A 26,702-nucleotide genomic window follows, 5' to 3' on the forward strand; every position below is an offset into this window, starting at 1 on the left:
ACTTCCCGAAGTTTAGGAAAAACAATGACAAGCAAAACAAAAGCGCCCGCCGCCGGGCAGCTCCGCATCGCCGTCGACATAGGCGGCACCTTCACTGACATGGCTGCATTTGACGAAAGCAGCGGTGAACTGCTCTTTGGCAAGGCGCTCTCCACACATGGTGAACTGGTCAAGGGAATACAGAACACGCTGGACGGCGCAGGTGCCAGCGTGAAAGACGGCAACCTCTTTCTGCATGGATCGACCATTGCAATCAATACTTTGCTCGAACGTAGCGGCGCACGCACGGCGCTGTTGATTACCGAGGGCTTTCGCGACATTTATGAAATCGGCCGTGTCAACCGCCCCGATGCCTACAACCTGTTTTTCTCGAAGCACGAGCCACTCATAAAGCGCTCGCTGCGTTATGAGGTAAGTGAGCGCCTGCTGGCCGATGGAAGCATCTACAAGGAGCTGGATGAAGATGCTGTGCGGGTTTTAGCGCGGAAATTGAAAGAGCAAAACGTTGAGGCTGTCGCAGTTTTGCTGTTGCACTCCTACCGTAACCCGGCGCACGAAATGCGCGTCAAAGCCATCGTTCAGGAGGAGATCCCTGGCATCTTTGTCACGGCATCACACGAGCTTTCGCAGGAGTACCGCGAGTTTGAGCGTGTCTCCACTGTTGCCGCCAACGCCTATGTCGGGCCGCGTGTGTCTACCTACCTCGGCGAGCTTGAAACGCATTTGACCGAGCAGGGTTTCAAGGGCGACTTTTATGCCGTCCAGTCCACGGGCGGTTTGTTCCCTTTGGACGATGCGCGCCGCGAATGTGTCCGGATGCTGGAGTCCGGGCCGGCCGCCGGCGTGATCGGCGCGCAGGCGATCTGCGAGCAACTGGGGTTGGGTGATGCGATTGCATTTGACATGGGTGGCACCACAGCCAAGGCCGGGGTCATCAGCGAAGGCAAACCACTCACGACGGGCAGCGCGCTGATTGGAGGCTATGAAAAGGCACTTCCAATCCAGATACCGATGATGGATATCTTTGAAGTCGGTACTGGCGGCGGCAGCATTGCCCGGCTGGAAGTCGGCAATTCATTGCGCGTCGGCCCGCAAAGCGCAGGCTCTAGTCCTGGTCCTGCTTGTTATGACCGCGGTGGTTCAGAGCCGACCGTGACGGATGCCAATCTGCTGCTCGGCCGTCTCGATGCCAACAACTTCCTGGGTGGTGAGATGCCGCTTAACCTGCCGGCCGCTCAACGAGCCATGAAAAACAAGGTCGCCGGCCCGCTGGCTATGGATCCGGTGCAAGCTGCAGACGGAATTTTGCGCATTGCAGTGACAGCCATGTCGCATGCTGTGAAGGCTGTGACGACCGAGCGTGGCCTGGATGCCGGCCGTTTCACCATGGTGGTATACGGTGGTGCAGGTCCCCTGCATGCCTCGGCAATTGCACGCGAACTTGGCATCAAAAACGTGCTGATCCCGTTTGCGCCCGGCTACTTCTCTGCTTACGGCATGCTCTTCAGCGACTTGCGATACGACTATGTACGGTCGGTGTTCCGCAAGCTGGACGACGTTTCGTTTGATGATATTGAGGCTATTTATGCGGGCATGGAGGCCGAGGGCATGAAAGCGATTGGCGGCTCTGCCGTCACGCCTGAAGCTGTGGTCATTGAACGCGCTGCGGACATGCGCTATGTCGGCCAGGAACATGCCGTGACTGTGGATCTGCCTTCCGAATTCTTCAGAAACCAGGACAGGCAGGCCATCAAGAAACATTTTGATGATCTGCATGCCGTCCGTTACGGAACCTCTGCGCCCAGGGAGCCAGCAGACCTGGTCAGCCTGCGCGTGACCGTGCTGGGCCGTATGCGCAAGCCACCGCGCCAGGCCGTTGCCGAGGGTAGCGAGCAGCCAGCAGCGTATGCGTTGCGCGCGCACAAGCCCGTGTACTTCCGCGGCTCGGGTTTTGTATCGACGCCGGTCTACAAGCGTCCCGCTCTGCGCAGTGGTAACCGTATCAACGGCCCGGCGCTGGTGGAGGAGCACGCATCGACCACTGTGGTGCAGCCGGGCGACACCGTGGTGGTGGATGCATTCGGCAATTTGCAGATAAGCGTAGGAGCAGAAAAATGACAGAACCCACAATCACCACCCGTATCTCAAATGCTGCCAGCGCCGCCAATGCGGCGGCTGTCGACGCCGTAACCGTCGAGATCATCCGCAACGGCCTCTTCGCCGTGACGGAAGAGATGAAGACCAACCTCACGCGCACAGCTTACAACCTGATCATTTACGAGGCGCTGGATTTCACCGTCGGCCTGTTCACGGTTGAGGGCGACACGGTCTCCATCGGTTTAGGCCTGCCCATGTTCATTCGCGGCATGTCCGAAACCGTGAAGGCCAAGATACGGCACTTCGGGCTGGAAAACATCCACCCCGGCGACATTTTGGTTACCAATGATGCCTACACCACGGGTAGCCATTTGAACCACTTCACCTTCACCATGCCGGTATTCCATGAGGGCCAACTGATTGCCTTCACCTGCTGCATGGCGCACTGGCTGGACGTTGGCGGCACCCTGGGAAATGTGACGACGGACATCTATTCCGAAGGCATACAGATCCCCATCGTGAAGTACCGAAAAGCCGGTGTCGTGAACCAGGATCTGGTGGACATCATTGCAATGAACGTGCGCCTGGCGGATCGCGCCATGGGCGACTTGCGGGCGCAGATCACGGCCATTACCACCGGTGAGCGCCGCTTCAGCGAACTGGTGCAGCGCTACGGCTGGCCCGCGGTGCAGGGCTCCATCGTGCAGATCATGGACCACTCCGAAGCCGTGGCGCGCGCCAACACACTGAGTATTCCCGACGGAACCTATGAGGCCGAGTCGTTCATGGATGACGACGGCCTGGACATTGGCCAACGCATCCCGATCAAGGTCAAGGTCATCGTGAAGGATGACGAAATGACGATTGATTTGTCGGACGTCAGCCGTCAGGTGCGCGGCTTCTATAACTCCGGCTTCACGACAGGCATTGCCTGCGCGCAGGTCGCCTACAAGTGCCTGACCACGCCGACGGACTACCCGGTCAACGACGGCAGCTTCAGACCGCTGAAGGTCATCATGCCCATGGGAACGGTGGTCAGCGCAGAGCGTCCCTTCCCGATGCGGGTGTGGATGACGATTCCGATGACGGTGATCGATACCATCTTCAAGGCGCTGGCGCTGGCGATTCCCGATCGCTCGATTGCCGCGCATCATGCCGATCTGGTTTTTCCAAACATTCACGGAATTTCGCCAGAAGATGGGCGCCTGTTTATTGTCGGCATCGGTCCGTTGGGCGGTGGTTGGGGTGCGAAATCGAAAGAAGACGGTGTGTCCGTGACAGTCTGCATCAATGACGGCGACACCCACAACAGCCCGACCGAGCAGCTTGAGTCCAAGTACCCGGTGCTGGTTGAAAGTTATTCGATTCGGGAAGACAGCAGCGGAGCCGGTCGCCAGCGCGGCGGCCTGGGCGCAGAGATGGTGGTGCAGGCGCTGTCGCCTTTCTCCGTCACCACACGCATTGACCGCGTGCATTGCAAGCCTTGGGGCCTGGAAGGCGGCGGCGAAGCGGCCGGTAACGGCATTGCCATCCGCAGGAAAGGCGAATGGGACAGCAGCATGCCGAACGCCAAGATTTTCAATGCGCGCCTGGCGCGCGGCGATGCCTACAAGATGCAGTCCGGAGGCGGCGGCGGCTTTGGCCTCGCCACTGAACGTGATGTGAAGCTGGTGGCAGACGACGTACGTGAAGGTTACGTTAGTGCAGAAGTGGCGAACAGGGTTTACGGTGTTGCATTCACATCGGAAGGCGATGTGGATGGCGCAGCCACGGCCAGGCTTCGCAAAGCCCTGCAGGCACGTTGAGCATATTGATGACGGATCTTCCAGTAACCAGCAGCGTGGTCGCAGTGGAAGCCCGGCGCCTCTACGAGCAATGGGAAAGCCTCTCCCGCCAGCATGTGTCCATGGCGTCCGGCTGCGCTTGCGGAGCAGGTGGCGTCAGTCTGTTGCTGGAGGATTTTGAGCAGGACATTGCCGATTACCTGCTTGGCGAGGCGGAGCGCAACAAGCGTGGCGAAACGATTGCCTTTTTGCAGGCATATGCCTTCAGCGAAGAGACGAAGTTGTGGAGCCTGTCGAGTCTGTTAAAGGCGCTGATCGACGAAGACGGCCGCGTGCAGCCATCGCCAGATGTCGGCGCCGGCTTGCTGCAACGGCTGGGGCGTACCTTGTCTTCCTTCGCAAAACTACATGGATAGGACCGCAACTGCAATGACCAAGGCCATACCCGTTACTGTGCTCACCGGCTTTCTCGGCAGTGGCAAGACCACGGTGCTTGCGCAACTGCTGAAAAACCCAAAGCTAGAAAAAACGGCGATCATCGTCAATGAATTTGGTGAGGTCGGACTGGATCATGACCTGCTTGAACGCTCCGATGAGGACTTGATATTGCTGGCCAACGGCTGCGTTTGCTGCACCGTGCGCGGCGATTTGATCGGGGCCTTTCAGAAATTGGAGGCTCAGCGCCTGGCCAATACAGGGCGAGCATTTGACCGTGTCATTATTGAAACGACCGGCCTGGCTGATCCCGCCCCGATTTTGCACACCATGATGAGCGATGCCTTTGTCACCGGGCATTACCGCCTTGAACAGGTCATAACCACGCTGGATGCGGTCAATGCCATGACCACCCTGGACCAGCATCAGGAAGCGGTCAAGCAGGCAGCAGTCGCTGATCGTATTCTGCTGACAAAAACCGATCTTGTAGCTGAACCCCTTCTGGGCGAGCTGCGCACGCGGATTTCAGCGCTGAATCCGGCTGCGCCTGTGATCGCGGCCGTAAATGGCGAAGTCAATGTTGAAGATTTCTTCGGCAGCTCTGCCTTTGATCCTGCAGAGAAAACCACTCAGGTGCAGGACTGGCTGCGTATTGAGGCCTATGAACCGCATGCACATCACGGCCATGAACATCATGGGCACGGCGATCTTCATCATCACGAAGACGATGAAGTGGACCGCAACCGCCACGACGATCACATCAGCGCGTATTCGATCATTCGCGAACAGCCGGTTTCATGGGCAGGATTTTCGGCCTGGCTGGACATGATCAGCAAGTTGCGAGGTGACGATTTGTTGCGCGTCAAGGGCATTGTCAACGTTATTCAACACCCTGACAGGCCGGTGGTGATACACGGCGTTCAGCATGTATTTCACCAACCAGTATTTCTTGAGCGGTGGCCGAATGATGACCATCGCACGCGCCTGGTGTTCATTACCCGTGACATTGATCGTGAAGACATTGATGCCACCCTTCAGGTTTTTGAAAACCGCAGGCCCCGCCCCGCCATTAGCACCAACTAAACCAGATTTCAAAAGGAGACAACCATGAGAACAGCAAGACGAACCCTGCTTGGCGCTTTGGCGCTGGGTCTTTCAGCACTCGCGCCAGTGGCCTTCGGCCAAACCTACCCGACCAAACCGGTCCGGATCATCGTGCCTTACGCGCCGGGCGGCACCGTTGACGCTGTTGCGCGTACGCTGGCCGTGAGGTTGTCTGAACAATTGGGCCAGCCTTTCGTTGTTGAGAATCGCTCCGGCGCCAGCGGCGCCATCGGCAGTGATGTCGTGGCCAAATCGCCAGCCGATGGCTACACGCTGCTGATGCAGGCTTCCACTTTCGTCGCATCCGCACTGCTGGTCAAGAGCCAGCCTTTTAACATTGAGAAAGACTTCACGCCGATTGCAAACCTCGGTTCAGTTCCGCTGGTCATGCTGGTCTATCCCGGTCTGCCCATGAAAAACCTGGGTGACTTCATCAAAGCCGCAAAAGCGGCACCGCAGAAGTACACCTTGGGCACAGCAGCTCTTGGTTCAGCCAGCCACTTGGCGGAAGAAGCCATCCGCCATGAGGCGGGAGTTGACGTGCAGATTATTCCGTACAAGGGTACGGCGCCAGCCATGATTGACGTACTTGGAGGGCACTTGACGGGCATGGTTGACGCCGTCCCTTCGCTGTTACAACACATCAAGTCCGGCAAGGCCCGCGCTTTGGCCGTTACAAGCGCCAAACGCTTGCCCTCTTTGCCTGATGTGCCAACGGTTTCCGAATCAGGACTGCCTAACTTTGAGATGGTGTCGTGGTACGGCATTTGGGCGCCGGCCAACATGCCGGCCGACTTGACTACGCGACTGAACAGGGAAATCAATACGGCCATGCAGTCACCGCAGGTTGTGCAAAACCTGGGGGCTCAAGCCTTTATCTTCTCCAATACAACGGCCCCCCAGTTTGGTGCATACGTGAAACAGGAGTCGGCCAAGTACAAGCAGTTGATCGAGAAAGCCAATATCAAGGTTGATTGATTGCGGCTTACGCAGCTGTTGTGACCTTTATTAAGTGCGCTCTGCTTAAGATGAAATAATTGTTTCGAACTCTATCGTTTTGTTTTGAACTCTATTTTCTTGAATCCCACGTGGTTCGAAGAAATAGAGTTTGAAACAAAAAAACTACGACGCCCTTCGGGGAGCGCCTTCTTGATCTAAGGTGAATTCGAAGTCATAGTTTGAAACAGAGGGGTCTGAGCCGCTGTGAGCCTCGCTGCTCACGGAATAGAGTTGGAAACGAGCACGAGCACGAGCACGAGCACGACCACGAGACCGGTGCCTGGCGGCGATGATGCAATGGAGAAATCGTTGCGACGCCAGTAACATCTTCAACTCGTGAGGCCAGATCTGATAGTGTCATTAACTTGATATGTGCCGATACGACAAATTTAAGAGACACGAACAATGGGAATGCCAAAGCAGCCGGACGATCCGAACTCCCTGTATTCGCCATTTGGAGAAACTCTCCACGAGATCGGCTTCGGGGAGCACGACTCCTTTCATCACTTCGAGTTGGGCACCCTGTTCTGGTCGGACGTGCGTCTGTTTGGATGCTACGAGCGCATAGCGAGCGTCCTGCCGATTGCTGATCGGAATGCTCGTCCTTTCTTGGACGCCGACCTTGAACATTTCATCATCCGGTTTCGCATCGTCCTAAATGACATCGCTTTTGTAGTCCGCCAGCTTCTTCCGGCGAACGCGCGGGGAATTAACAGCCCGCAAGGGGGTGGACACCCTCGCAACCGTGAGGTTTCATTCTTTGAATTGACCAAGCGGCTAAAAGCTGCGGGCGACGCCTACTCCGAGCTCGCCTCCGTGCTGTCTCACGCAGCTGTTTGGGCCGACCCCCTACGCAGGCAGCGCGATCAGATCATCCATTACAAGGCAAAAGCAGTTGTATTTGAAAGTAGTCCCTTGGAGTACGCGTTGCTGGCCGCGGCAGGTACCGAGGCGATTGTGTCCACACCGGAAGGCGGTGCGCGCGTCGTCATGCATCCAGTGCCGAAATTGGTCGACGACAATCTGGTCGGTCTTTACCGCTTCGTGCATGGTGATCTTGATCATGCTGTGCGGAGTTATGCAGATCGTGCGGGTCTGAAGCGGCGGCCTGCTGGCACCGGAACCAGAATATCCGCGATCGGAATTGCCCGCTTTCGCGAGAGAAATAATGGCAAGCTGACCTGGTAATGCGCCAGTTGGCAGTGGTAACAGCCTGCCCCGAGGCATCTGGCTTGAACTCCAGTTGTTGATGGGGGGAGGTAGCAAGAGGTTTCGCACTAGCGGTAACGCGGACGGCCCTCGCGACGATAGGCCTAATTTGCCGACCCATTCCCTGCTTTGAGGTGGCAGGATGCCAAAATATATGGCATTATTTGCTCAGGCATCCGGCCGCACCTATCCTCGGGTGAAATCGGAGTTCAGACGCAAGTACATTCGCAAACCCACCGCACTCCGTCGGGGGCCAGCGCGTAATCGAGGATCGTTGGCTCGCACATCGACTGGATTGCCTCATGGCCAATATTGAAAACCCGCGTGCGGTCTCGCATGCCTCCCCCTCTGCCGCAGGGAATGAAAACTTACTGCGTCCTCTTAAGAAACTGCTTCAAACCAGGTTTCCGACCGTCAGGTCCTCCCATTTGACTGAGGCAATTGCCGCTGGCCTTGGTCACAAATCCCACGCGGCCTTTCTTGCAGATCCTCCATTTCCTGGGCCGTGGAGAGCGCTTCTCATACACAAAAGCTTCGAGCCCGGGCCGTTCCGGCAGCGCTTGGCGGGTTTTGGCTACCCAATACAGGCAGACTTCCGATTTGAGCAGCCTGCGCCTACCCCGATGCCTCCAAAACAATACTTGGATTGGCTAAGTGAACTTCGCGAATTAAATAGAAATCCTGGCGGAGCTGGGCCGCGAACCTCTGCCCTCCATAAGAACTGCGCAGAGATGTTCGCCGGCACGTTTGAGCTGGGTCGCCTGGAGGACCGGGGCGACAAAGCAGTCAAGGTTCGCTGGAAGGCCGGTATAGATCACGGCGCCTGTCTTCCGAATTGGGGCGCCGTGGTGAACGCGACCTCTCGGAGCTGGGTCGAGTTTCCCGGCACAGACCATGAGAGGCGCTTCTATCAAGATTTGCCGCTGAAAAATGGAAAAATTGCGCAGTACCAGAGCGCCGTGATATCAATGCCATACAAAGATGCGCCATTAAGAATGGACGAAATCGCGGTAATGGCTGGCCGCATTGGCTGGACTTGCAGCGCCCATCCCGAATGGTCTTGGCATGCACCAGAGGAAACGACTCTACTTTTGTTCAAACGCTCCACGCCTCCTAGCCTGACGCATCAGGCATGGCAAAGATCATTCAAGCGATGGATTGTCGAGAATCGCGCGAAACTGTTGAAAAGTGCGGGCGTCACTCGTCGGAAGGTAATTGAGGATATCGCCGCGTGCCAGCATCTTCCGCTAGACCTTGTAGGTTTCGAAGACTGTCATGAGCGGTATATCAAGGAGTTTGTATTTGCTTTGTATGAAGAGGAACGTCCGGGTATGGCGCTGATTTTTCGGCGTCTCATGGAGCAGTGGGTTCAGGAACTTGAGTCACCGAGCTACGGCGCTTAGCGTCGTCCACTGTGTGAAGCCGGGAGTGGGTTAGTCGAAGGAGCTTGAACTTGTTGAATTCCGCTGAAGTCTGACCCATGGGAGGGCGGATAAATACTTGGACTGGTTGATGCCGACTGAACTTGCGCTAGGTCGGTATGCATAAGCGTCACGTTTGGACTCCTTGTGCTTCATAGGAACCGTGATCGCAATCTAGCCATGATCCAGTCGAACTCGACTTGGCCAAGCTCCCATCCCTTACGCCTGATGCCGACATCGACTTCATCCAATAGCCTGGTCAAAGTCAAATCGTGGCGTTCAATGCGCTTCCTCTCGGTGTAGCCTGTCAGTTGCTCTACAAGATCTATGCACATGAGGTACCGTCCACGGCGTTCCTCTTCAGTCAGGCCAATGACATAGCGGCCATCGACCTCACGTGCAACAACTTTCGGCTGCGCGCCGGCCAACACAGCGGGAAACGGATCGTGAGGGAAGTCTTCCGGCACCAAGACTTCTGGTTCGTCGTTAGGAGCACCTTCCCTAGTCGTCTTAGAGGATTTCATACGCACCGCCGCGATTGCTGGTGAACACAAAGACCATAGACCCTCAGAATAGGCAATCAAAATCTTATGTCAATAGCGACTATTAGCGGTGCAGCAAAAAAACTAAAAACCCATAGAAATGCCGTCAAGATTCTGTATGCGGGAGCCGTAGGAGATGTTCGCGCGGAGTCTTCAAAAGAGTTCAATACTCCCCTACCTTTATTGGTATCGCTTCGATCAAATTAGGATGCTCATGCCGACATTCGGAAGTCGCGTTGCCGTTAACCCACACCTTGTTTTGAACTCTATTACTTTGAGCTGGCCTCGAAGGCATAGAGTTTGAAACAGAAAACCTACATCGTTTTTCTGGTAACACCGCGCCGATCCAAGGTGCATCGGACTTGTAGTGTGAGGCAAGGGCTTCCTGCGTTTCATAAGCCTTGCAGTTCCACCAAGTAATGTTTGAAACAGGCGACTGCGCTTCATCGGCGCGCGCCTTTCCCGTCATTCTCGGCGCTTGTGCTTGCCAGTTTGTCGCGTGAAAATTCCGGCAAGCCGCAGTGCTCGGAGGCACCTGCGCTTGAATCAAGGGCTTCGAACCAGAATGAGTATTGCTACATCACCATCGAGCGCTGACGCGTTGCCAGAGAAGTCATGGGTAAATTTCGTTGCGGATCTGCAGGGTCCGGAGTTGGCGCCAATGCTATCGCCTGTCCGGTATATCGATTTGCTTGGAATGGACATCGAAACTCTGGCTCGAAATGCGCGAGTAACTGTGGCTGCGATAGCCGAGACTCCGGGCGCAGCTAGTATTCAAATGCACCTTAGAGAAAATCTTCGCGTCATCAAGGCGGCACATGACGTGTCCGGCAATGACTTGCTGAAGACGTTGAGGTGGTTTCGAGCAGAGCCACTTCCGGCCTTCGGCCGGATGACCGCAGAGCAAGCAGTTGCGGCCGACCGTACGGATGACGTCATCCGCTTGATACTTTCGTTGCATGGCGGTGCTGCGGGCTAGCAGTCTGCCAGGAGCGCTGATGCAACTCAAAAATTTTGAGGCACCAAGCGTAGCTCATCGGGTCAGGTGCGACCGGTGCGGCAAAGAATTGCCACATGGGAAAACCAGCTCCGCCGGAATGATATCCGTCGGTTTCGATGCAGGCCAAGACTCAGTCTTCGGCGAAGGCAATCGAGTCGAAGTAGATCTGTGCGAAACATGCTTGCAAGTCTGCCTAGGTGCATGGCTTAGAGTGCGGCTTGCACGGGATACGGAGCAAATCCCGCGAGAAGTGATCACCACCACCGGCGGCCGGGGTCAACCAGCTGCCGCTAATCGAGACCGTGATCGCTTTAAGCACCAATATGGCACCCTCACGTTTGAGGAAATGGCTGGGCGTATGGAATGCACGCCCGAAGTAATCCGTGAGCAAGAGGCGGCCGGCCAACTTTTCGCAGCCGATGCACAGGGCAGAGGTGATGGCCCACGCTACCCAACGTTTCAACTCAATGAGAACTTGGATAGGCCAATGCTGAAGCAAATCATCAAGGAATATCGGGAAGCGGGTGTCTCGATGACCCGGCTCTGGAGCTTCCTGCGGACACCGCAGAAGTTTTTTGCCGGCTTCACTCCCATGGAAATGCTGCTGGGATGTTCATTTCCTGAATACGAGGCGCTGACACCCGAAGAAAGATGTGCGGCCTTTCTTGATTTAGTTGCCGACGAGCTATCTCGAACTAGGTTCTAACCAACGTGGAGTTACCGAAGATGACCTTACCCTTGATTAAGCCTGAGGAGTTTGTGGGTGGCTATATAGGGACCGTACGTCGAGTTTTGGATTGCAAATCTAAACGAGCGGTGATGGACAAATTGCATCAAAGATTTGAAGCTATCGATAGAAAAATGGCGGTGCTTGACGTGGTAGCGCAGACCTGTGAGCGCCCAATGAGCGAGATAGTAGCGATGCACACCCTCACTCCACTGTCACGCGCGTTTGCACTGGATAACATCAGCGTGCCGTATGGCGAAGATCTGAACAAGGACCGACTTAGAAATCATGCCGGAAAATTCAGTGCGTCGCATCCTCAATGCTGCCCGGCATGCATTGAAGAGGATCTCGACTTGTTGGGCCTCAGCTACTGGAGAAGGTATCATCTCATCCGTGGTATTGGACATTGCCTGAAGCATTCAGATGTCGAGCTTATTTCGATAAGAACAGCTAAAGCGTTCAGTCAGGAACCTGCCCACTACTTTGGGGATCGTTCCATCGTTAAGACGCATTCCCAACGCTCTGAGACCATAGTTAGTAATGAATTTGTGCGCCGATATGCGGGCATTTGCGAAGGGCTGCTCAATACCAAATCGCCGATTGGAAAGGCCGGGGCGGCTGCGGCGATGCGTGCTCAAGCCGATAGACTTGGTTTCAAACTTTCAACGTCCGTAAATTCGCAAACGCTACACAATTTGATTCAATCAAGCGCCCCAAAAAAATGGCTGCTCGATCACTTTCCAAAATTTTTGGTGCAGAGACGAAGTTCAGACCTCGAACAAAACTGCCTTCCTAGCCCAAAGCACGTAGCTTCCGAAACGTTCGTACTGGCCAGCGCCGCTTTGTATGCATCGCCTGAAGATGCCTTGAAGGATTTTGCGAAGTTTGCCGGGAAGGACGCAATCTCACTTGGCGCGCGGCGCCGAGTCAAGTCTTGGAGCAGTCCAGAAGTGTTGCGCATCTATGTTGAGGCGGGCTTCAATGCTTCTGCAGTTGCTGCCCACTTCGGAACAGCTGATAGGGCAACCTGCAGGGCAATGGCCGAGCGGGGGTATCCCTCAATCCAAAAGGTCATCAACAATAAGGCTGGCCAAGCCCTAAAGAGGTTCTTGACTGGCTCGGAACTCGAGGATGCCATCTCACACGCTGGGGAAAGGCGAGACGAATTTGCAAAATTGCTTCGTGGTGTTGCTGCTCCACTCGCCGCACTCTTTAAGCAGATCGAGATGCAAAAGTCCCAATAGTATTGACCGTTCCACCCGAACGACGCGACCAGATCGATCGCAAAAGGCAGATTCAAAATAGCGTTCTCGCTACTGCGCCTCGTCGACGCAAATTTCCCACCAAGGCTTGATGAGCACTTGGTGCGTTTCTGGCGAGCCAGTGGAGGTCAGCCTCGTTGCTTTCTAGAAAGCCTTCCAGGTTCGGCTTGCTTGCCAACCAGTCAATCATGGATTTTCTCAATCGATGTTCGGTGACATGCAGGCGCCTGCTGTGAATGCCTTGTTTCCAAATCCGACGTAGTTCTGGGTCAGATTCAAGCCACCGGACGACGTCACCGCGGCTCACATGTAGGTGTGCCATCACTGCCTCGTAGCTCTCGCAGATCTCGAAGGCTGCGTAGACATGGTCGGGCGCTCGGGTTGGGTGTTCCTGCGGCTCAAACAGGAGATACTGCCCCTTATCAGTCGGCGCGGCGTCGCTACACGCCTCCATCAGGGCGGAACACGCCTCGTCCGCGCTGCGCCATTGCAGGGCGCTCCACAATGCTATCCAGCGTGCGGGGTGGTCGCGTTTCTTTCGCCAAAGGTGTGCAGGAACCCAATTTCCATCGGCCAGGGCCGACGTGCCAGAGGTGTCTGCGGCGCACATTCGCCCCATTGCTGAGTTGCAGAACCACGACGCAAGCCGGTCATGACGCGCGCCGCCAAGCGAGTGGATGACGCCGATGTCGCGAAGGCGATTTAGCGTGCAGGAGCGAAGGGCGTCCGTGTTGATGATCCGCAGCTTAGAGATCGCCTGACCCACGGCTGCCGCCGTGGCCGCAACATCCGTGTTGAGGTCTGATAGCCTGGCGCTGCCTTTCTGCCCGGGAGAGGGGAGAAGCCAGCGCCTGGGATGTCCGCTAAAAATCCAAAGCGCCTCTGAATGGCGGGTGCAGACCCAGGTCGCCGGAAACTGGTGCCGGGTATGCCAAAACGGCCTTCCAGCCGCGGCGGTGTCTTCCGCACAACATGCGCTGCAGAACCTGAGTGGATGCTTGATAGGCAATGAGCGAGAGGCGCTGAGCAGCCTTCTGCGCCAATGTGGTTTGACGCCAGCAGAAATCTCGGTAGCCAGAAGCTCCAAGTCACTCGGAGCCATAAATGGCAGGTAGCACGCCGCGACCGTATGGATGCGAAGCAGTTCTATGCAATTATCGGAGAAGCAAGAGAGATGCCCCTGAAGGGCCCTAAGGCCGCGTGGTATATCGTGTTGGCGTGATGAATGCCCATTACCAAACAATGCATGAGAGGTGTCTCCACTATTGGTGCCGCTAGCTAAGGCATGAACAGAAGCACACCAACTGTAAAGTGTCTCCTCATCCTCAATCGCCGGCAGAGTTGCCGGTAGCTGCGGCTTTTGCATGATCTTCGCCGCGGGACTCATACGGCCCCACCCTTCTTCCTTTTCTTCGCTGCAGGAACCGTATCTCCTATCTTCTGGGCCTCCTCGACAAGGTCATGGCTGACACCTAACATTCGTAGGTCGTCATCTGAATACGATTGCATCGCCGCGATGCGCTTGGCAAGTAAGTTCGCCTCCCTGGTTTGGGCGGCCTTGTAATTGCGCAACAATCCGCCGACAACGTCCCTCATTGGCTTTGCAGGGGGCGGCTGACCGGTGCCGGCTGGGCTTTCGGGGATTTCTCCCTTCTGCATGCTTGGCCCGAACGCTTTCTGGCGTTGAGGAATATCGTCATACTCTTCTGAGCCCGAGCGTATGCTGGTCGCGATACGCTGAAGTTCCTTGTAGCGTTCGGACTTCCGCGCCGCAACGAAGTCTTCAACAGTCATTTCTGCGGAATCGGTACCGCGCTGCAGGGCCGCGCGCCGCAGCGCCGCGCGCTGCGTCTCCACAAAATACCGCTGAAACAGCCCTGGCGTCCCAGCGCTTGCCTCGAACTCGAGGCGCGCTCGCAGTTGCTCGTCAACTGCGCAGCCCTCAACCACGCAAAATTTCCGCATTCGGGGAACAAACCCCTCGCACCACCATTTCTCATCCTGGTGGGACGCCGGTTCGAGACTGGTCATTCCGCCGACGGAAAAACGGCGCATGACCTGTGAAAACGTTTGAAGGTGGGTGAACGCCAGTGGATTCCCGATGAGAAGCACGGAAATTCCGAGATTCATCAGACTGAGGTAGAACAGGACGAACTCGTACTGCAGTGGATTCTGGTTAAAACTCGCATCCTGTTTTTCGTCAATGACGAGAAGAGCGACCCTGTGAAGTACCAGGAGCTTGGAGGCGACCACGAGCAGCGCGTCTAGGTTGGTTTTTCTGGCGTTTTGTTCCGAGTAATTGGTTCCCAGTTGCTCGTCTAGGCCCATGAGGATGCGCTTCAAAAGAGCACCGCGCGTTCCGTTCGAGGGAAAATCAATGTAGAGGTAAACGCACTGCATCATGCGCGCCCAGCCTGCTTGCGGACAGGATAAGTGCTCGATCACCTGGTTGGGCGCGAACACTGCTAGGGCTCGCTGGACCGCATTCGTTTTACCGAGGCCGGTTATGCCATCCACCATTCCACCCCCACCGTCCACGTGAGTGACATGCCTGAAGTCGTGAACGGAGTTGGCAACACCTACTTGGTTCGCGCGCTTGCGCACCTCCGCTCTCAGCGGATTTCCCATAGAAAGCGCTCTGCGCAGAAGAAGCTGAATTCCGGCAGCCAGTTCGAGTATCGGCTGGTACGGTGCGAAGTGCTGCGTCGCGCATTCCAACAAGGCTTCACGATAATCCGGTGGTACCTGCCGCCAATCGGGAGCATGATCTAGCGGGTAATGCCTCAAGTGCCGCATCAAGTCCTTGAACGGAACGAAGGGAGGGATCGCCTCGATGAGCGGGTTAGGACCGAGCAGGAGCTCGGGGCGTGACATTTCATTATTCGCTGGCATTGCCAAACTCCTCATCGTTCAGTTGACGCATCGCAAGGTCAGCCGCCGAGGGACCTGGCATCGATTGGTCCGAGGAGGGTCTTGTGTCGTCGACGTCGAACGGCCTGACGCTGCCCCCTTTGTCTGGTTGGTTCCTCAGCGCTTCAGCGCCGAGGCTGACCATCTCCTCGTCACGGTGCTTGCGCAAATTGCGCTTGATGGCACTTTTACTTGGTGGCTTGCTTAGCCCAGAGAGTTCGGCCTGGCGCTCAGCCTTGGCGTCTGCTGTTGTAGTTTCGCGGCGCAACAAAGTATCCAAGTCGGCTTGGTCGGTATGCCCACGGTCTTTGTCCCGAGCGAGCGTGCGCTCAGCCAGGTGGTCCTGCCAATCTGCCAAGGTGATCTGGCGCGACAACAGGGTGTCGTTCCCGGTCAGCCGCAGCGGAATCATCCCGGCTTGGGTTGGCAGCCAAGCGTGCTCTGGAGCACCCCGGTCCATTTTGACCACGGTGCGTATCGGTGACCCGGAGGCTTTAACGCGCGACATCAGGCCAGTCGCCACCAGCTCGGGGCTTGAGTAGCGCATCTTGGGCAAGACCTGTTCGTGACCAAGTATGGTTCCCAGAAGGTAGACCCCGTTCTTGCGGACGACCGCCCTAACATCCGGCAACGTGAAGCCGCGTAGCGCATCGAGATCCACCGGGATGTCCGCCCTCATGCCCTGCTGGCGCAGCCAGTGGAAGATATTTAGCCTCGTGGGCTTGATGGCCGGTATTTCCTTGAGCATCTCCAGGGGGGCCAACTCAAGCCGCTCTTGATTGTTGTACTTCAGGATGGCTACGATGAGCTCCCGCATGTACTCGTAGTAATTCCATAAGGCGGAACCAGCGGCGTGCGGTACTCCACGTGTCCGTGGTTTTCCTTTCGTGCTGCCCGGCAGTTTATGGTCAAGCTCCTTGTGCACCACACGATGGCTAGATTCGAGTCCTCCCTTCTTGTCGCCGCGATTGATGGGCGTATAAGTGATGGAGAAATTGAACTGCCTTTCCGCCTCGGTTTGAACTGATGCCTTGAGCTCACCGTTGTCTGCCTGGATGTTGCGTGTCAGTTGGTGCGGCCAGTCCTCCTCTGTGATCTCGATACCAAAGCGTTTGCACCAGAGCGGCTTAGGTGTCGCTCCGTGCAGGATGGCTTGTAGCGCTGTCGCGGGCGACGGGGCTTCCCAGCCGCAGTACAACCCATAGATGACCTCGCTCCTCACATCCTGCGCTACAAGGCGTGTCATTGGGGGCAATACCCGAAGGCGAGACATCCTCGAGGTCAAGTATGTGTCTGTTGATGTTGAATCAAAGACGCCCAGTTGGCCCACCGCGGTGACCTGGTCTTGCAGGGAACCGCCGCGCGCCCCGGTCTTCTTATCGAACTCCAGTTTGCCAAAGACCATCTCTGTGATGGACTTTTCCCCGTTGAGCAATTTTCCCCAGTAGAGAAATTGATCGTAGCTAGGCCGTTGCAAAGGCGGAAGGAGCTCGACGGATTCCCTCCCGCTTTCATCTATGGTGCGTTTCGACCAATGCACGCTGGAGGCGGCGAGCCAAGCATCATGGGGTGTGAGATTGTGCCGGGTGAGCGCGTAGCCCCAGGCCAGCTTGCGTTTATCCTCTTCGTCGTCGAGCAGATATCCTTCTGAGTCGGCCTCTCCAGCCTTGTGGAGGCGCGTCTTGCGGCCGAGCTTTCTGCTTTGGGCCTTGCTCACGCCCGGACAGCCGCATCGATCATAGTTGTTCATCAGGCCATTTATTCGACTGCCCGACGCCCAGTACCGATGCAGTAGGTAGTAGATCGTGCTCCGGCTTGCCCCCACTTCTTCGGCTCGTCGGTTAATCGCAGTAACGCGGCCTGGGTCATGAATGATCTCCAAGAAACTACGACCTGCAACGATGGGTGCAATGCGCTCCCAGTCGCGATCTCGATGTCGAAGTCGCTTTTCGATACTTAGCCTCGCCTTGGGCGTGCCTGCACGGGTGAGCATTTCTGCATCCGGCATGTTGTGGGCTGAATTGGATGAAAACTTGGAAACTACTATTCGCGATTCCGAAACATGCGCCACAAACTCCGACAAGCTATAGCGCACGGGCCCGCCGGTGTAGGTCTTCTTACGCGTGTTCTTCTTTCCTACCCGCCCGGGGAGGGGGGCGAGCCAAAGTTCATCCTTCCCCACAACGAACTCGAGGACTCGCATCGGTTCCAGTAAAACCGTGGAGTGAGGCGTGTTGTTTAGGAGGTCAAGACGTTGAAATGGAACGATCATGCTGATGCCCCTGACCACTCTTGAAGAAGACTGGCCTTCAACGCCCGGCCGCCTGGGCGGAGGGGGACCCAAGGTTCCAACGGCTCCCTCAGGTCGTGGTCCAGGTCTTGGTGCCAAAGCGCCAAGTGGCTTAGCGCCTGCAGTTCGAACAGATTGGCTGCCGTGCGACGGACGAGCTCTGTCAGGACTGCATTCACTGGCTGCTCATACGCCCAGCGAGAGCAGTGCTCGATGAGCAAGCCGTAGCCACGCGAGATCCGGATTTTCTCCTGATGTTCCTTGGTGATAGTGGGGCGGAGAGCGTCCAGATTTACGAAGAACCGAGATGGATAGTCCTCGATATGGACCAGGTGCTGCCGAAGCTCGGCCACCTTGAGGTATAGGCGAGTAAGTTGCAGCCTCTCTTTTGTGCGACTCAGTGGATCCGCATCAAAAACTAGGTCGCGGGGTTTGCATTCATGAGCGACGAAGTAATAACCGCCGTCTGCTTTGCGCCAAGTCGATACCAGGTCCAAAGTTGCTACATAAGGCAATGTGGTTCCGAGGTAGACGCCGTGGTCAATACTTGCCTCACGCGCGATCTCCATGAGCCCAGGCAGCTTTGGCAGGCGCTGCTGTCCATCCAGTCCCCAGGACAGGTGATCGTGCGGCCAAGGCCAGACCGGGTATTGGTCCCGGAGATCCAATGCACCCAGCCAATAAAGCAGGATTGCTGAACGCGCCTCCGATAGAGCGCGGACATGGTGAAGGCGGCCCTTTATGTTGGACTGCATATGTCCGACGTTGGACACCGGGGAGTAATCGTGCTTCGTTACCCGCAACCACGACTTGTATCTATGCAAATGGCCTTGGCCATAGCCGGCGCGGATAAGCCGCAGCAGCTTCTGCATGGTCATCTTTCCGGTCTGCGGGGGGTCGCGGTGGGGCCGGGCGCAGAAGTCCTCCAAGGGGTAGAGCGTGGAAGAAAGTACCCGGGGTTCATCGAGAATCGAACTTCTCGGCTTGTGCGGATTGGTTTTCATGGACAAATCCCTTCCTCCCCACGCCTTTCGCGCAGGGACAACAATGTCTGACAAACAAGGGATTGACCGACCAGAAATGGTCAGCTAGAGTTGGGGTTCTTAGTTTCAACTCGTCAGGTCAATCCTGGCAGTTCCAAGGGTGGAGGACCTGGCAGTCCGCCACCCTTTGTTTTTTGTGGCCGTAGCCACACGCAAATTGCCACCCGCAGGTGGCCTCAACTTCTTTCCGTGTTTGGTGCTTATTTCATGCCTAGCTCCTTGGCGATGGCGTGGCTTTGCCCCCGCAAGCATTTGCGGCGACCGGTGAGGACCTGGTAGACCAGGTCGGGGTTGAAGCCTCGTGCTTCAGCCCAGCTTTTCATGGAAATACCGGCGACAAAAAACACGTCGCGTTTGACGTCGCTCTCCTTGGGGCGCTGCGAGTTTTCCCGTTCCAAAAGCATGTTCATGCGGATTTTTTCCTACGGCGGCTAACCTCGAAACGTAAACCGCTTTGCCAGGCTTGGGAAGTCCTGCGTTAAGATTTCCCGTTAAATGGAAAGCCATGAATAACGGGATTCCGACCACCACACAGCCTGAGAAGGTCGTTCCAGGTGTCTGGGCTCGCCGGGTTTTGAAAGAGTCGGGGTGGAGCCGAAACCGCATCGATGTCACCTTCTTTGGCTCGTCGAAGGATGATTCGGCATCATCCCGCGGGACATCGGCCTTCTGGCGCTACCTGGCTTGCCAATCTGAGATCCAGAAAACCTATACCGCGCAAACCGATCCTTTCTTGCAGATCGATTCCTGTTGGCCCGGGACGTATCGCTACTTGGCTCATCCTTATGCAGAGCTGTTGAAAGCTCTGTCGTCTCTCACGGCCGTTCACGAGCGCATGGTGGAGGCCGATTGCCAATTGGATGGTCTACTTTTTGCCGGAACTGCCATTGCGATGAGGCGCAACTATCAGAAGCCGGCTGATGAGATCAAGGCGTTGCGCCAGGCATGGGTCTCCGTGCGGAAAGGGCCGCACCGTGCGCACTTCTTTCCCGACATGCTTTGCCTGGTGTTGGGATGGATGCAGGAGGCTTGCCTCATAGGTGATATCCAGCGGCTCAAGCTGATTGCGGGCGAAAATCCCATAAGCCCGTTCGGGTTGTCATTTACGCAACTGGATTTCTTGGAGAAACCCTTCGCTCAATTCCTGGATCGGTGGGTGACCTGGATCATCTGCAATGGATGGGCGCGCGATGCGTACCGGCTGTCTCCCATGCATCTCGCATCCCAGTTGGTGATTGATAGTCCGCGAACCCCTTCGAATCTGACCCTATTGGATCTTGACGGCTTGGTGTCCGCCGTATGCCGAGGGGAACATGCGACGGAGTTGTCCGCAGCGGAGCTTTTGCTTCGCACCCGGCTAGATCGTGAGACCAAGGCGAAACTCGTGGGAAAGGTAAGTTGGGACCGGACGGAACTGCTTACCAAGAAACGATCTCGCAAGGGCTAGCGTCCCTTGGGATGCGTCATTTTTGGGCATGGAGCTCCCCATTGACGAGTATCGAAATCGTGCCTAAGATTTCAATCGGTGGCAGAGATATCGCCACGGGTCTGTAGCGCAATGCTCAGATCTGCCGTACAGCGTTACGCTGCCGGCCGCGTTCGACGAGTGATTTGTTTGAACGCCCCAGTCCCCTCTTTGAGGGGTTGATTGTTCAACTTCACTTATCTATGACTCAAAAAATTGCCAAGGCACGCTTGCGTGCATATAACCGCCAAGGCGGTCTGTGCCACTACTGTGGAAAACCGATGATTCTTGCCGGTGGCGGCGCGGGCATATGCGACAAGGCCGTGCCCCGAGATTTCCTCCGCCGTATGGCATGCACTGCAGAGCACCTCATTGCGAAAAGGGATGGGGGAACGAATGCGTTTACCAACATTGTTGCGGCCTGTCGTTTCTGCAACAGCACTAGACATGCCCGAAAGACACCGTTGCCACCAGAGAAGTACAAGCAGCTAGTGCTCAAGAGGTTGAGGGGTGGGCATTGGCATCCTCATCAGATACAGTGCCACTTTCAAAACTGAGGGCTCATCCGATAGCTCGATGATGAAGTTTTTTTTATGTCTGAGAGAGGAGCGCGATTCTTTGAATTGATGAGTGGATAGGACGCTTAGAAATGGACCATATCGCACTTATGCATTCTGATTCGCCTTCTGAAGCCTACGTTTAATTAATGCATCACTTCTTAGACGTCGTCGTGTAACTTTCGCTGCTGCGCGCTATTGCTTCGCCGTTAGATGCATAGTAAATCCAGTACCAATGACCGCTGTTGTCCTTCTTTTCCGAGTAACAAGGATAGGTATCTCCTGCCATGATTGACTCCTCTGAAATTCTTGGTGCTGAATTTGTTTGTTCACATGATCGACTCCTTTTGATTTGCCGTCCTCCTCTAATTGAAGGATTCGCGTGCTGGTTGTCCGCCGTAGCATGAGTTGCTCAAAAGGACCTATGTCAAAAGAAGTCGAGTGCCATCGCATCTGATGAGTTACCGAACTTGTAGTGGAGTGTGCGGCTGCCGTCTACAAATCGGACCAATTTATGTTCGTTGCTATTGAGGAGTATCCGGTAATCTCAGACTTGTAAAGCGCATCGTTAGCGTAAGAAGAACCAATAAGAGCCCACGCATTTGCCGAGGACGACGGCGGTGGCGACAAAATTGGATAGCACCGGAGTTTTTCAAGGGAGTGTGATGGGAATGGGGTTCAAGGATTTCGCAACGAGCGACGCTGGCCGTCTAGCGTTCTTCAGGAGTCGCAAGGTCCGGCGCGTAAACATATGGATAGATGACATCGAGCCACAATCGAAGCGGATGCCTAAGTCTGAACGCATTCGCTTTCAGACTCAGGTCGCAACGCAGCTCACCGCCGCAAAGCGTTCGACTTTCACCGGTGACATCGCGTTGAAGCTCCAGCTTGCAACGACAAGCAGGAACGCACCGCAAGCACATACCATCGCGAAGAATTTTCTCGACCTGCTCGACGAGTGCGACGAAGCGGTTAAGTGGCCGCGGCGTGATCTTTTATACAAAGATGATCGGCAGATTCAGGCGCTTTCGGTCTCTTGCCGACACGGCGTTAGCGATCCAGAAATTTTCCTCGAGGCGAGACCGTTCGCAGCGATGTTGGATGACTTAGAACTTGCCAACAACGCAATCCAGCGGTTGACGATGGAAAGTCACGCTGGGTATGAGCAAGAGCGCGAGTCAGAGTGGATTGATTCATTTCGCTCAATCCTCCGTGACGAGACGAAGATTCGCGCGAAGTTGGGTGATGGCTACTACGAGGCATATCTCAAGATGACCCGCTTCTACGCCCAGCGGGCGCTCCTTTCGCGCGGCAGCGTAACACTTCCCATTCTGAGCTGGATGTACGGACGGCCCGAGAGCGCGTCTCTAAGTTTCGGAAAGGAAATGTGGGCAAAGCTACTGACTGAGTCGCCTCTCCGCTTGCAGGTTGGCAGCCTGCCTGTGGCCAGCGGCGACTCAACAGCATTTAAGGAGTCTGTCCGTGTGGAGATTGCAGCCTTTAAGGCACGCTGGGACAAACTCATCAATCCTCTTGTGGTGCCTGTCGGACTTGAAGTCGTCGTGCGCCCTAGCCCAAAGACTCCCTCCGGAGTGCTGCACGACCTCGACAACATCGTTCGCGACTACCTCATACCCGGAATCGTTCCCTCTTTCGGAACGGTCACCGACTACCGGTGGACCATCGATCACGAGCAGCTGAAGAAGCTAGACTCGAAGCTCGCAGAGTCATGGGGGCCGATGCCTCCCCCAGGTACAAAGGCCGGGGTTACTCGCTACGAGGTTTGGCGACTTCCGGCTGTCGACGGTGAGCCAGGCTTCGTCAGCGTCGCGCTTGTGGCCGATGTCGACGCGACCGGCGACCTGATGGGGGTGGCCGACCGCAAAATAGATGAATGGAGCGCGACCTTGCCGCGCAAGAAGCGGTGGTAGCTTATTTTTTGAATTGCGCTGAAGTCTGACCCGAGTTTTCCATCGAATCTTGCCCCGCTCTTTGTGACACCTTGAGTGTGGGCGGTAGGAGTACGGATGAGTTTCTGAATTCATTAGCGTACAGAAGAGGCCATCGCTATCTGGAAGCGTACTGCGCTATATCACCCGGCGAGGCTGCCGATCTGCGGTTGAATCCGATATCACCTGTACCACTGGAACGGTGATCGCGGCCAGTTATACAGAGATGAAACCCGCTAGGCCAGTGCTTGAAAAAAATCTGGATCAGTGAGCATGTCGGCTGTCAGCAAAAGGCCCGCCTGCCTATATCCCTCGATCATCTCTTGAGGTGTGCGCTTCACTTTCCATCGCCCGCGCATGCGATTGATTGCCCCCAGAGCGACCATTGGGTGAAGCTGAAGCTGATTGGTCAAGAACTCATCCGGGTCTTGCAACTCAATTCCGTAAGGCGCCAAAACCTCTAGCGGGAAATCTTTTTTGTTGAACGTCACGATAGCGTCGGCATGGCCGGTGATCGCCGCTGCAACGACGTGCCTGTCTGTCGGATCCGGTAGCACGATGCAGTCGATGAGTTTTTCATAGCCGGTAACCAAGCAGTCGGGCACCGCAGTGTTCATTAGCGCCACCAGGTCAGGAAGCCTGTGCGCGATGTCGGGCCTGTTCCTCGCCAAGTTTCGCGTCCATTCATCCTGAATGTCTACGGTCCATTGCGCATGGTAAAGATCGGCCGTCGCCAAACTCAGCAAGGTATCACGCAGCAGGTTTGAATAAAGGACGTTTGCGTCCAATACCGCGGTGTACCTCGCTGAGCCGGCCATTTCAAAAGTCCAATCCTAAATCGTGGGTCAAGTCGGACAAGTTCTGAAGAGCTTTCTCGGAATTCTCTTTTTGTTCCGCCTGATAGCGCAGGAGTTCCTGAAACTCAATTCGACGGTGGAGATTCACCTTGCGGCACTTCAGTTTGCCCTGCTCGATTTCCTTGATGATGAAAGGGCGAGACACGTTCAAAAAATTGGCGGCGTCCTGGGTCGTCATTTCATGTTTGTGAGGAACCAACGCCATGGGCTCGCCCTTGGCCATTTGGCGAAGAACTTCTGCCAAAAAGCGCAACGCACGCGGTGGCAACTGGAGGGGAGGAATCGGAACATTCCCATCCGCGTGAAGATCCAACGTAGCAGTTACTTCGATTTTTTCCGCCTTGGAACGGTCCAATGCGGTGATTAGACAAAGATGGGCTGCTTGCGCCATCTCTGCCTCAGCTGTGTCAGCGGGCTCAAGAATTGCGCCTTTCATGGACTTCTCCTATATGTGGTGACTATTGCTCTTACGATCTTGGGAATACCCAAGATCGTAAGAGCAATAGTAGGGGTTATTCGAATCAAACGCAATATTCGAAGTAAACGAAACTGTGTAAAATCACGTAAACAAGCGTTTTGGTAGTTACTCTATCAACCCAAACGCTCCAAATCGCAGGGGGGACTGTGATAAAATACAGTGCTTCGGCGGCAAGTACTGCTGAAAGCCTGGCCAGGCAAAGCCGATTCTCACGGCGGCACGTCGACAAGAGCTTTCACGACGAGAAAAACAAAGTTAGCTCCTGCATGTGAATTGCCGTAACGTGGGCCGCGTAAGAGTCCACGTCCAATCCATTAAAGCCCGCTTCGAGCGGGCTTTTTTACGCCGTCGCTCACTCGGTTTTGAATCAACCGCAACTTCGAATTCTTGTCAGACGCCAAAAAGAATGTCATCCGTGAACTAACATAGACTCACCAAAAACTGCTTATAAAGTCCATAAGTCAATGTTTTAAAATAGAAAAAGTCAAAAACTTCCTTCTTCTTACAGCACCGATTTTCTAGATATAGACGCGGCCTTCGTTTTAAATGCGTGATCAGTAACTTTGTTGGAGAAAAGAATGATTTCTTCAGAACTGCTGACCTTCAGTCTTGATTGGCTTAGTAAGAACAATCTGGGCGTAGTGTTAGTTCTGTTTGCGCTTGTTCCTCTGTTTGCTATTGGCGTAGTAGGTTATGCCCTGCATGTCCTAGCGCGTGTTCTTGGGAAGCGGCGGTGACCGGGCTACACGGCGTTCCATTCAGCTGGGTGCAGGTGCCTGCTGAAGGCTTGGTGAAGACATTAGCCGCGTTGACGTGGCGTAAGCCCGACCGTGGAAGCGCTGCACGAGACATAGCTGCACTGATGCTCTACGTGGCGCTGCTTTTCCATCGGAGGGAGCGGAGTGTGGAAACTGAAGTTCCGCCTTCGGAGCTTTTGTTTATTCCGGCCGGGACCACTACAACAACGACTCAGCACTTCGCAGAACTCACGTATGACGATTTCGAGCACCTTACGGGCCTCTCCCGAAGTCTGATCCGGCAGGGGTTGCTTCGGCTCACTGAGATGGGATTGGTCCAAGCGCAAGGCTCCCGCCAACAGCGTGAATACATACTGGCATGGCCGGGCGGAAGATGGTTCAAGCTCCCGTGTAGAGCGATTCTGCGTCGGGACGGGATTGCTCCGTTCAAAACATTCACGCTGAGGACTAAGCACGAATTGAACGCCATGAAGCTCTATTTGTACCTGGCAGACGTACGCAACCGGTCTACCTTCCATTCTGAGGTCAGCTACGAAGTGATCAGGGAGCGGTTGGGTACGCCCGAGCGGGATATCCGACGCGCAATCAATGTTCTGACTGCTGCGGGTCTACTGGCGCGAGTGCAGAGGGAAACGGAGCGGGCAGCTTCTTATTGGGGGCCGAACAAGTATTTCTTGACCGGGTATCAAGACTTGATAGCTGCAACGACAGCAGTGTAGGTAAGGATGATTCCGACACCTGTACGTCGGGCCCGCATAGTGCGTCTTTTTCCAATTCTCTCCGAGGCTCGTGCGATAGTGGTGCGCTATTAAATACAGAGGAGAGGCAAAAATGTTTGAGTTCGGGAAAAAATTATTTGATGTTGAGCATTCTTTGATGATGCATGCCCATAGCTATGTGGTGCTGCCCGCTGCGTCGATTTATGACAAAGATCGCCTGAAGGAGATAGAGCAAGTATCCAAGGACTGCCACATATACCTTATTGGGCATACACCTCGCATCTATTTAGACGACGTGCAGCAATCAGGCATGAAAGTCCGGCTGAGTTTTACCGTAGGTACGGAAAGTGTAGAAGTTGAGTCTGATGTACCGGAGGGGGCTACGTTGAAAAAAGGGGATGGGGACTTTCGAGTATTCGGGGCGAACGGAGAGGAGTACACCCTAAGTGATCTAGAGATTGCGCAAGCAATAAAGCGCAACCACCAAGTCAATTTTCATGTCCTCTACATCGGACAGGCATATGGAAAATCAGGAGAGCGAGCAGCACTTGACCGACTTGAGAAACACGAGACTCTCCAGAAAATTGCGCTTCAGGCCAACGTGCCCGAAGATAGCCATCTTGTGATTCTCCTGCTAGAAATTATTCCTGCTAATAGGATGATGACTCTCCTCAATCCCCATGCGATTGATCGGACAAGCAGCGATCAACGCATACAGGCCGGTTTAGACAAGCTGTTCGATACATCTGAAAGGAACGGGTAGCTTTGTACGAAGCTTCTCTCATTCGATACTTCCAGCCCCGCTACAACAAAGAATTCAAAGATAGCTTTCCATCTACGAATATGAAAGTGCTGAGAGATTGTTACGACAAGGATTTCTCAGGCATCGTGGCAGAAGTTAACTTCGATGATCTGCCGTGGGATTTGACATCAGAGGAGGTGCCTCCAGCCCACTATCACATCGCGAAATTCAGCCTCCATACGGACGAGAGCCGATCAATGTTCTTTTCCTGTTGAATTGCGCTGAAGTCTGACCCGAGGGGGGTGCGGATAAATACTTGGACTGGTTTATGCCGCAAATCCAAGACTCTCTCGG

At 55.2% G+C, this 26,702-nt stretch carries 24 protein-coding genes; 15 read left to right on the forward strand and 9 right to left on the reverse strand.

Features of this window, described 5'->3' with window-relative positions:
• Positions 1–24 precede the first annotated feature (24 nt).
• The 7 genes from ACFQND_RS16680 to ACFQND_RS16710 all read left to right on the forward strand — a co-directional run bounded on the left by ACFQND_RS16680 (position 25) and on the right by ACFQND_RS16710 (position 9,031).
• Positions 25–2,118, forward strand: coding sequence for a hydantoinase/oxoprolinase family protein (locus ACFQND_RS16680; RefSeq protein ID WP_371439183.1), 2,094 nt, complete (start codon positions 25–27; stop codon positions 2,116–2,118).
• Entirely contained in the window at positions 2,115–3,902 is a 1,788-nt protein-coding gene (locus ACFQND_RS16685) for a hydantoinase B/oxoprolinase family protein (RefSeq protein ID WP_371439182.1), read from the forward strand. Before ACFQND_RS16680 ends, ACFQND_RS16685 begins: the two co-directional genes overlap by 4 nt.
• Entirely contained in the window at positions 3,899–4,297 is a 399-nt protein-coding gene (locus tag ACFQND_RS16690) for a hypothetical protein (protein WP_377414179.1), read from the forward strand. Before ACFQND_RS16685 ends, ACFQND_RS16690 begins: the two co-directional genes overlap by 4 nt.
• Positions 4,298–4,310: 13 nt before the next feature.
• Positions 4,311–5,399 (forward strand): CobW family GTP-binding protein, encoded by a 1,089-nt coding sequence (locus ACFQND_RS16695; protein WP_371439180.1) that lies wholly within the window; start codon positions 4,311–4,313, stop codon positions 5,397–5,399.
• A gap of 24 nt (positions 5,400–5,423) precedes the next feature.
• A complete protein-coding gene (locus tag ACFQND_RS16700; protein ID WP_371439179.1) occupies positions 5,424–6,398 on the forward strand; it encodes a Bug family tripartite tricarboxylate transporter substrate binding protein in 975 nt (324 codons plus the stop codon).
• A gap of 426 nt (positions 6,399–6,824) precedes the next feature.
• Positions 6,825–7,607, forward strand: coding sequence for a hypothetical protein (locus tag ACFQND_RS16705; RefSeq protein WP_371439178.1), 783 nt, complete (start codon positions 6,825–6,827; stop codon positions 7,605–7,607).
• 323 nt (positions 7,608–7,930) lie between these two features.
• Complete coding sequence (locus ACFQND_RS16710) at positions 7,931–9,031, forward strand: hypothetical protein (protein ID WP_371439177.1); 1,101 nt, start codon at positions 7,931–7,933, stop codon at positions 9,029–9,031.
• Positions 9,032–9,201: 170 nt separating this feature from the next.
• On the opposite strand, the gene ACFQND_RS16715 is transcribed toward ACFQND_RS16710, so the two are convergent.
• Positions 9,202–9,573 (reverse strand): hypothetical protein, encoded by a 372-nt coding sequence (locus tag ACFQND_RS16715; protein WP_371439176.1) that lies wholly within the window; start codon positions 9,571–9,573, stop codon positions 9,202–9,204.
• A gap of 583 nt (positions 9,574–10,156) precedes the next feature.
• Between ACFQND_RS16715 and ACFQND_RS16720 the strand changes: the two genes are divergently transcribed.
• The 3 genes from ACFQND_RS16720 to ACFQND_RS16730 are packed head-to-tail and all read left to right on the forward strand — an operon-like array spanning position 10,157 to position 12,562.
• Positions 10,157–10,570 (forward strand): DUF2384 domain-containing protein, encoded by a 414-nt coding sequence (locus tag ACFQND_RS16720; RefSeq protein ID WP_371439175.1) that lies wholly within the window; start codon positions 10,157–10,159, stop codon positions 10,568–10,570.
• Between the two features lie 19 nt (positions 10,571–10,589).
• Positions 10,590–11,297, forward strand: a complete 708-nt coding sequence (locus ACFQND_RS16725; RefSeq protein ID WP_371439174.1) for a hypothetical protein — start codon at positions 10,590–10,592, stop codon at positions 11,295–11,297.
• Between the two features lie 20 nt (positions 11,298–11,317).
• The gene (locus ACFQND_RS16730; RefSeq protein WP_371439173.1) at positions 11,318–12,562 is read left to right on the forward strand and encodes a TniQ family protein; all 1,245 of its coding nucleotides are present in this window, start codon (positions 11,318–11,320) and stop codon (positions 12,560–12,562) included.
• A gap of 52 nt (positions 12,563–12,614) precedes the next feature.
• Here the strand turns inward: ACFQND_RS16730 and ACFQND_RS16735 are convergent, their stop codons facing one another.
• The 5 genes from ACFQND_RS16735 to ACFQND_RS16755 form a co-directional block, all read right to left on the reverse strand.
• The gene (locus ACFQND_RS16735) at positions 12,615–13,946 is read right to left on the reverse strand and encodes a TniQ family protein (protein ID WP_371439172.1); all 1,332 of its coding nucleotides are present in this window, start codon (positions 13,944–13,946) and stop codon (positions 12,615–12,617) included.
• Positions 13,947–13,963: 17 nt separating this feature from the next.
• Positions 13,964–15,472 carry an AAA family ATPase gene (locus ACFQND_RS16740; RefSeq protein ID WP_371439171.1) on the reverse strand — a complete coding sequence of 503 codons (1,509 nt, stop codon included), beginning with the start codon at positions 15,470–15,472 and terminating at the stop codon, positions 13,964–13,966.
• A complete protein-coding gene (locus ACFQND_RS16745; protein ID WP_371439170.1) occupies positions 15,459–17,762 on the reverse strand; it encodes a hypothetical protein in 2,304 nt (767 codons plus the stop codon). The genes ACFQND_RS16740 and ACFQND_RS16745 overlap by 14 nt, the downstream gene beginning before the upstream one ends.
• Positions 17,759–18,784 carry a hypothetical protein gene (locus tag ACFQND_RS16750; protein WP_371439169.1) on the reverse strand — a complete coding sequence of 342 codons (1,026 nt, stop codon included), beginning with the start codon at positions 18,782–18,784 and terminating at the stop codon, positions 17,759–17,761. Before ACFQND_RS16750 ends, ACFQND_RS16745 begins: the two co-directional genes overlap by 4 nt.
• A gap of 239 nt (positions 18,785–19,023) precedes the next feature.
• Positions 19,024–19,233: a DNA-binding protein gene (locus tag ACFQND_RS16755; RefSeq protein ID WP_371439168.1), complete on the reverse strand. Its 210-nt coding sequence runs from the start codon at positions 19,231–19,233 to the stop codon at positions 19,024–19,026.
• Between the two features lie 95 nt (positions 19,234–19,328).
• Here ACFQND_RS16755 and ACFQND_RS16760 point away from each other — a divergent pair, with 95 nt between their 5' ends.
• Positions 19,329–20,270 carry a hypothetical protein gene (locus ACFQND_RS16760; protein WP_371439167.1) on the forward strand — a complete coding sequence of 314 codons (942 nt, stop codon included), beginning with the start codon at positions 19,329–19,331 and terminating at the stop codon, positions 20,268–20,270.
• Between the two features lie 221 nt (positions 20,271–20,491).
• Positions 20,492–20,845, forward strand: a complete 354-nt coding sequence (locus tag ACFQND_RS16765; RefSeq protein ID WP_371439166.1) for an HNH endonuclease — start codon at positions 20,492–20,494, stop codon at positions 20,843–20,845.
• A gap of 154 nt (positions 20,846–20,999) precedes the next feature.
• On the opposite strand, the gene ACFQND_RS16770 is transcribed toward ACFQND_RS16765, so the two are convergent.
• Entirely contained in the window at positions 21,000–21,134 is a 135-nt protein-coding gene (locus ACFQND_RS16770) for a DUF1508 domain-containing protein (RefSeq protein ID WP_371439165.1), read from the reverse strand.
• A 331-nt stretch (positions 21,135–21,465) separates the two neighbouring features.
• On the opposite strand from ACFQND_RS16770, the gene ACFQND_RS16775 reads away from it, so the two are divergent.
• The gene (locus ACFQND_RS16775) at positions 21,466–22,776 is read left to right on the forward strand and encodes a hypothetical protein (protein WP_371439164.1); all 1,311 of its coding nucleotides are present in this window, start codon (positions 21,466–21,468) and stop codon (positions 22,774–22,776) included.
• Positions 22,777–23,030: 254 nt separating this feature from the next.
• Here the strand turns inward: ACFQND_RS16775 and ACFQND_RS16780 are convergent, their stop codons facing one another.
• Both ACFQND_RS16780 and ACFQND_RS16785 read right to left on the reverse strand, forming a co-directional pair.
• Positions 23,031–23,612, reverse strand: a complete 582-nt coding sequence (locus tag ACFQND_RS16780) for a PIN domain-containing protein (protein ID WP_377414186.1) — start codon at positions 23,610–23,612, stop codon at positions 23,031–23,033.
• Position 23,613: 1 nt separating this feature from the next.
• The gene (locus tag ACFQND_RS16785; protein WP_371439162.1) at positions 23,614–24,087 is read right to left on the reverse strand and encodes a helix-turn-helix domain-containing protein; all 474 of its coding nucleotides are present in this window, start codon (positions 24,085–24,087) and stop codon (positions 23,614–23,616) included.
• A gap of 620 nt (positions 24,088–24,707) precedes the next feature.
• Here ACFQND_RS16785 and ACFQND_RS16790 point away from each other — a divergent pair.
• Both ACFQND_RS16790 and ACFQND_RS16795 read left to right on the forward strand, forming a co-directional pair.
• The gene (locus ACFQND_RS16790) at positions 24,708–24,866 is read left to right on the forward strand and encodes a hypothetical protein (RefSeq protein ID WP_371439161.1); all 159 of its coding nucleotides are present in this window, start codon (positions 24,708–24,710) and stop codon (positions 24,864–24,866) included.
• 852 nt (positions 24,867–25,718) lie between these two features.
• The gene (locus ACFQND_RS16795; protein WP_371439160.1) at positions 25,719–26,369 is read left to right on the forward strand and encodes a hypothetical protein; all 651 of its coding nucleotides are present in this window, start codon (positions 25,719–25,721) and stop codon (positions 26,367–26,369) included.
• Positions 26,370–26,702 lie beyond the last annotated feature (333 nt).

The organism is Polaromonas aquatica (genome assembly GCF_042659145.1).
GTDB lineage: Bacteria > Pseudomonadota > Gammaproteobacteria > Burkholderiales > Burkholderiaceae_C > Polaromonas > Polaromonas aquatica.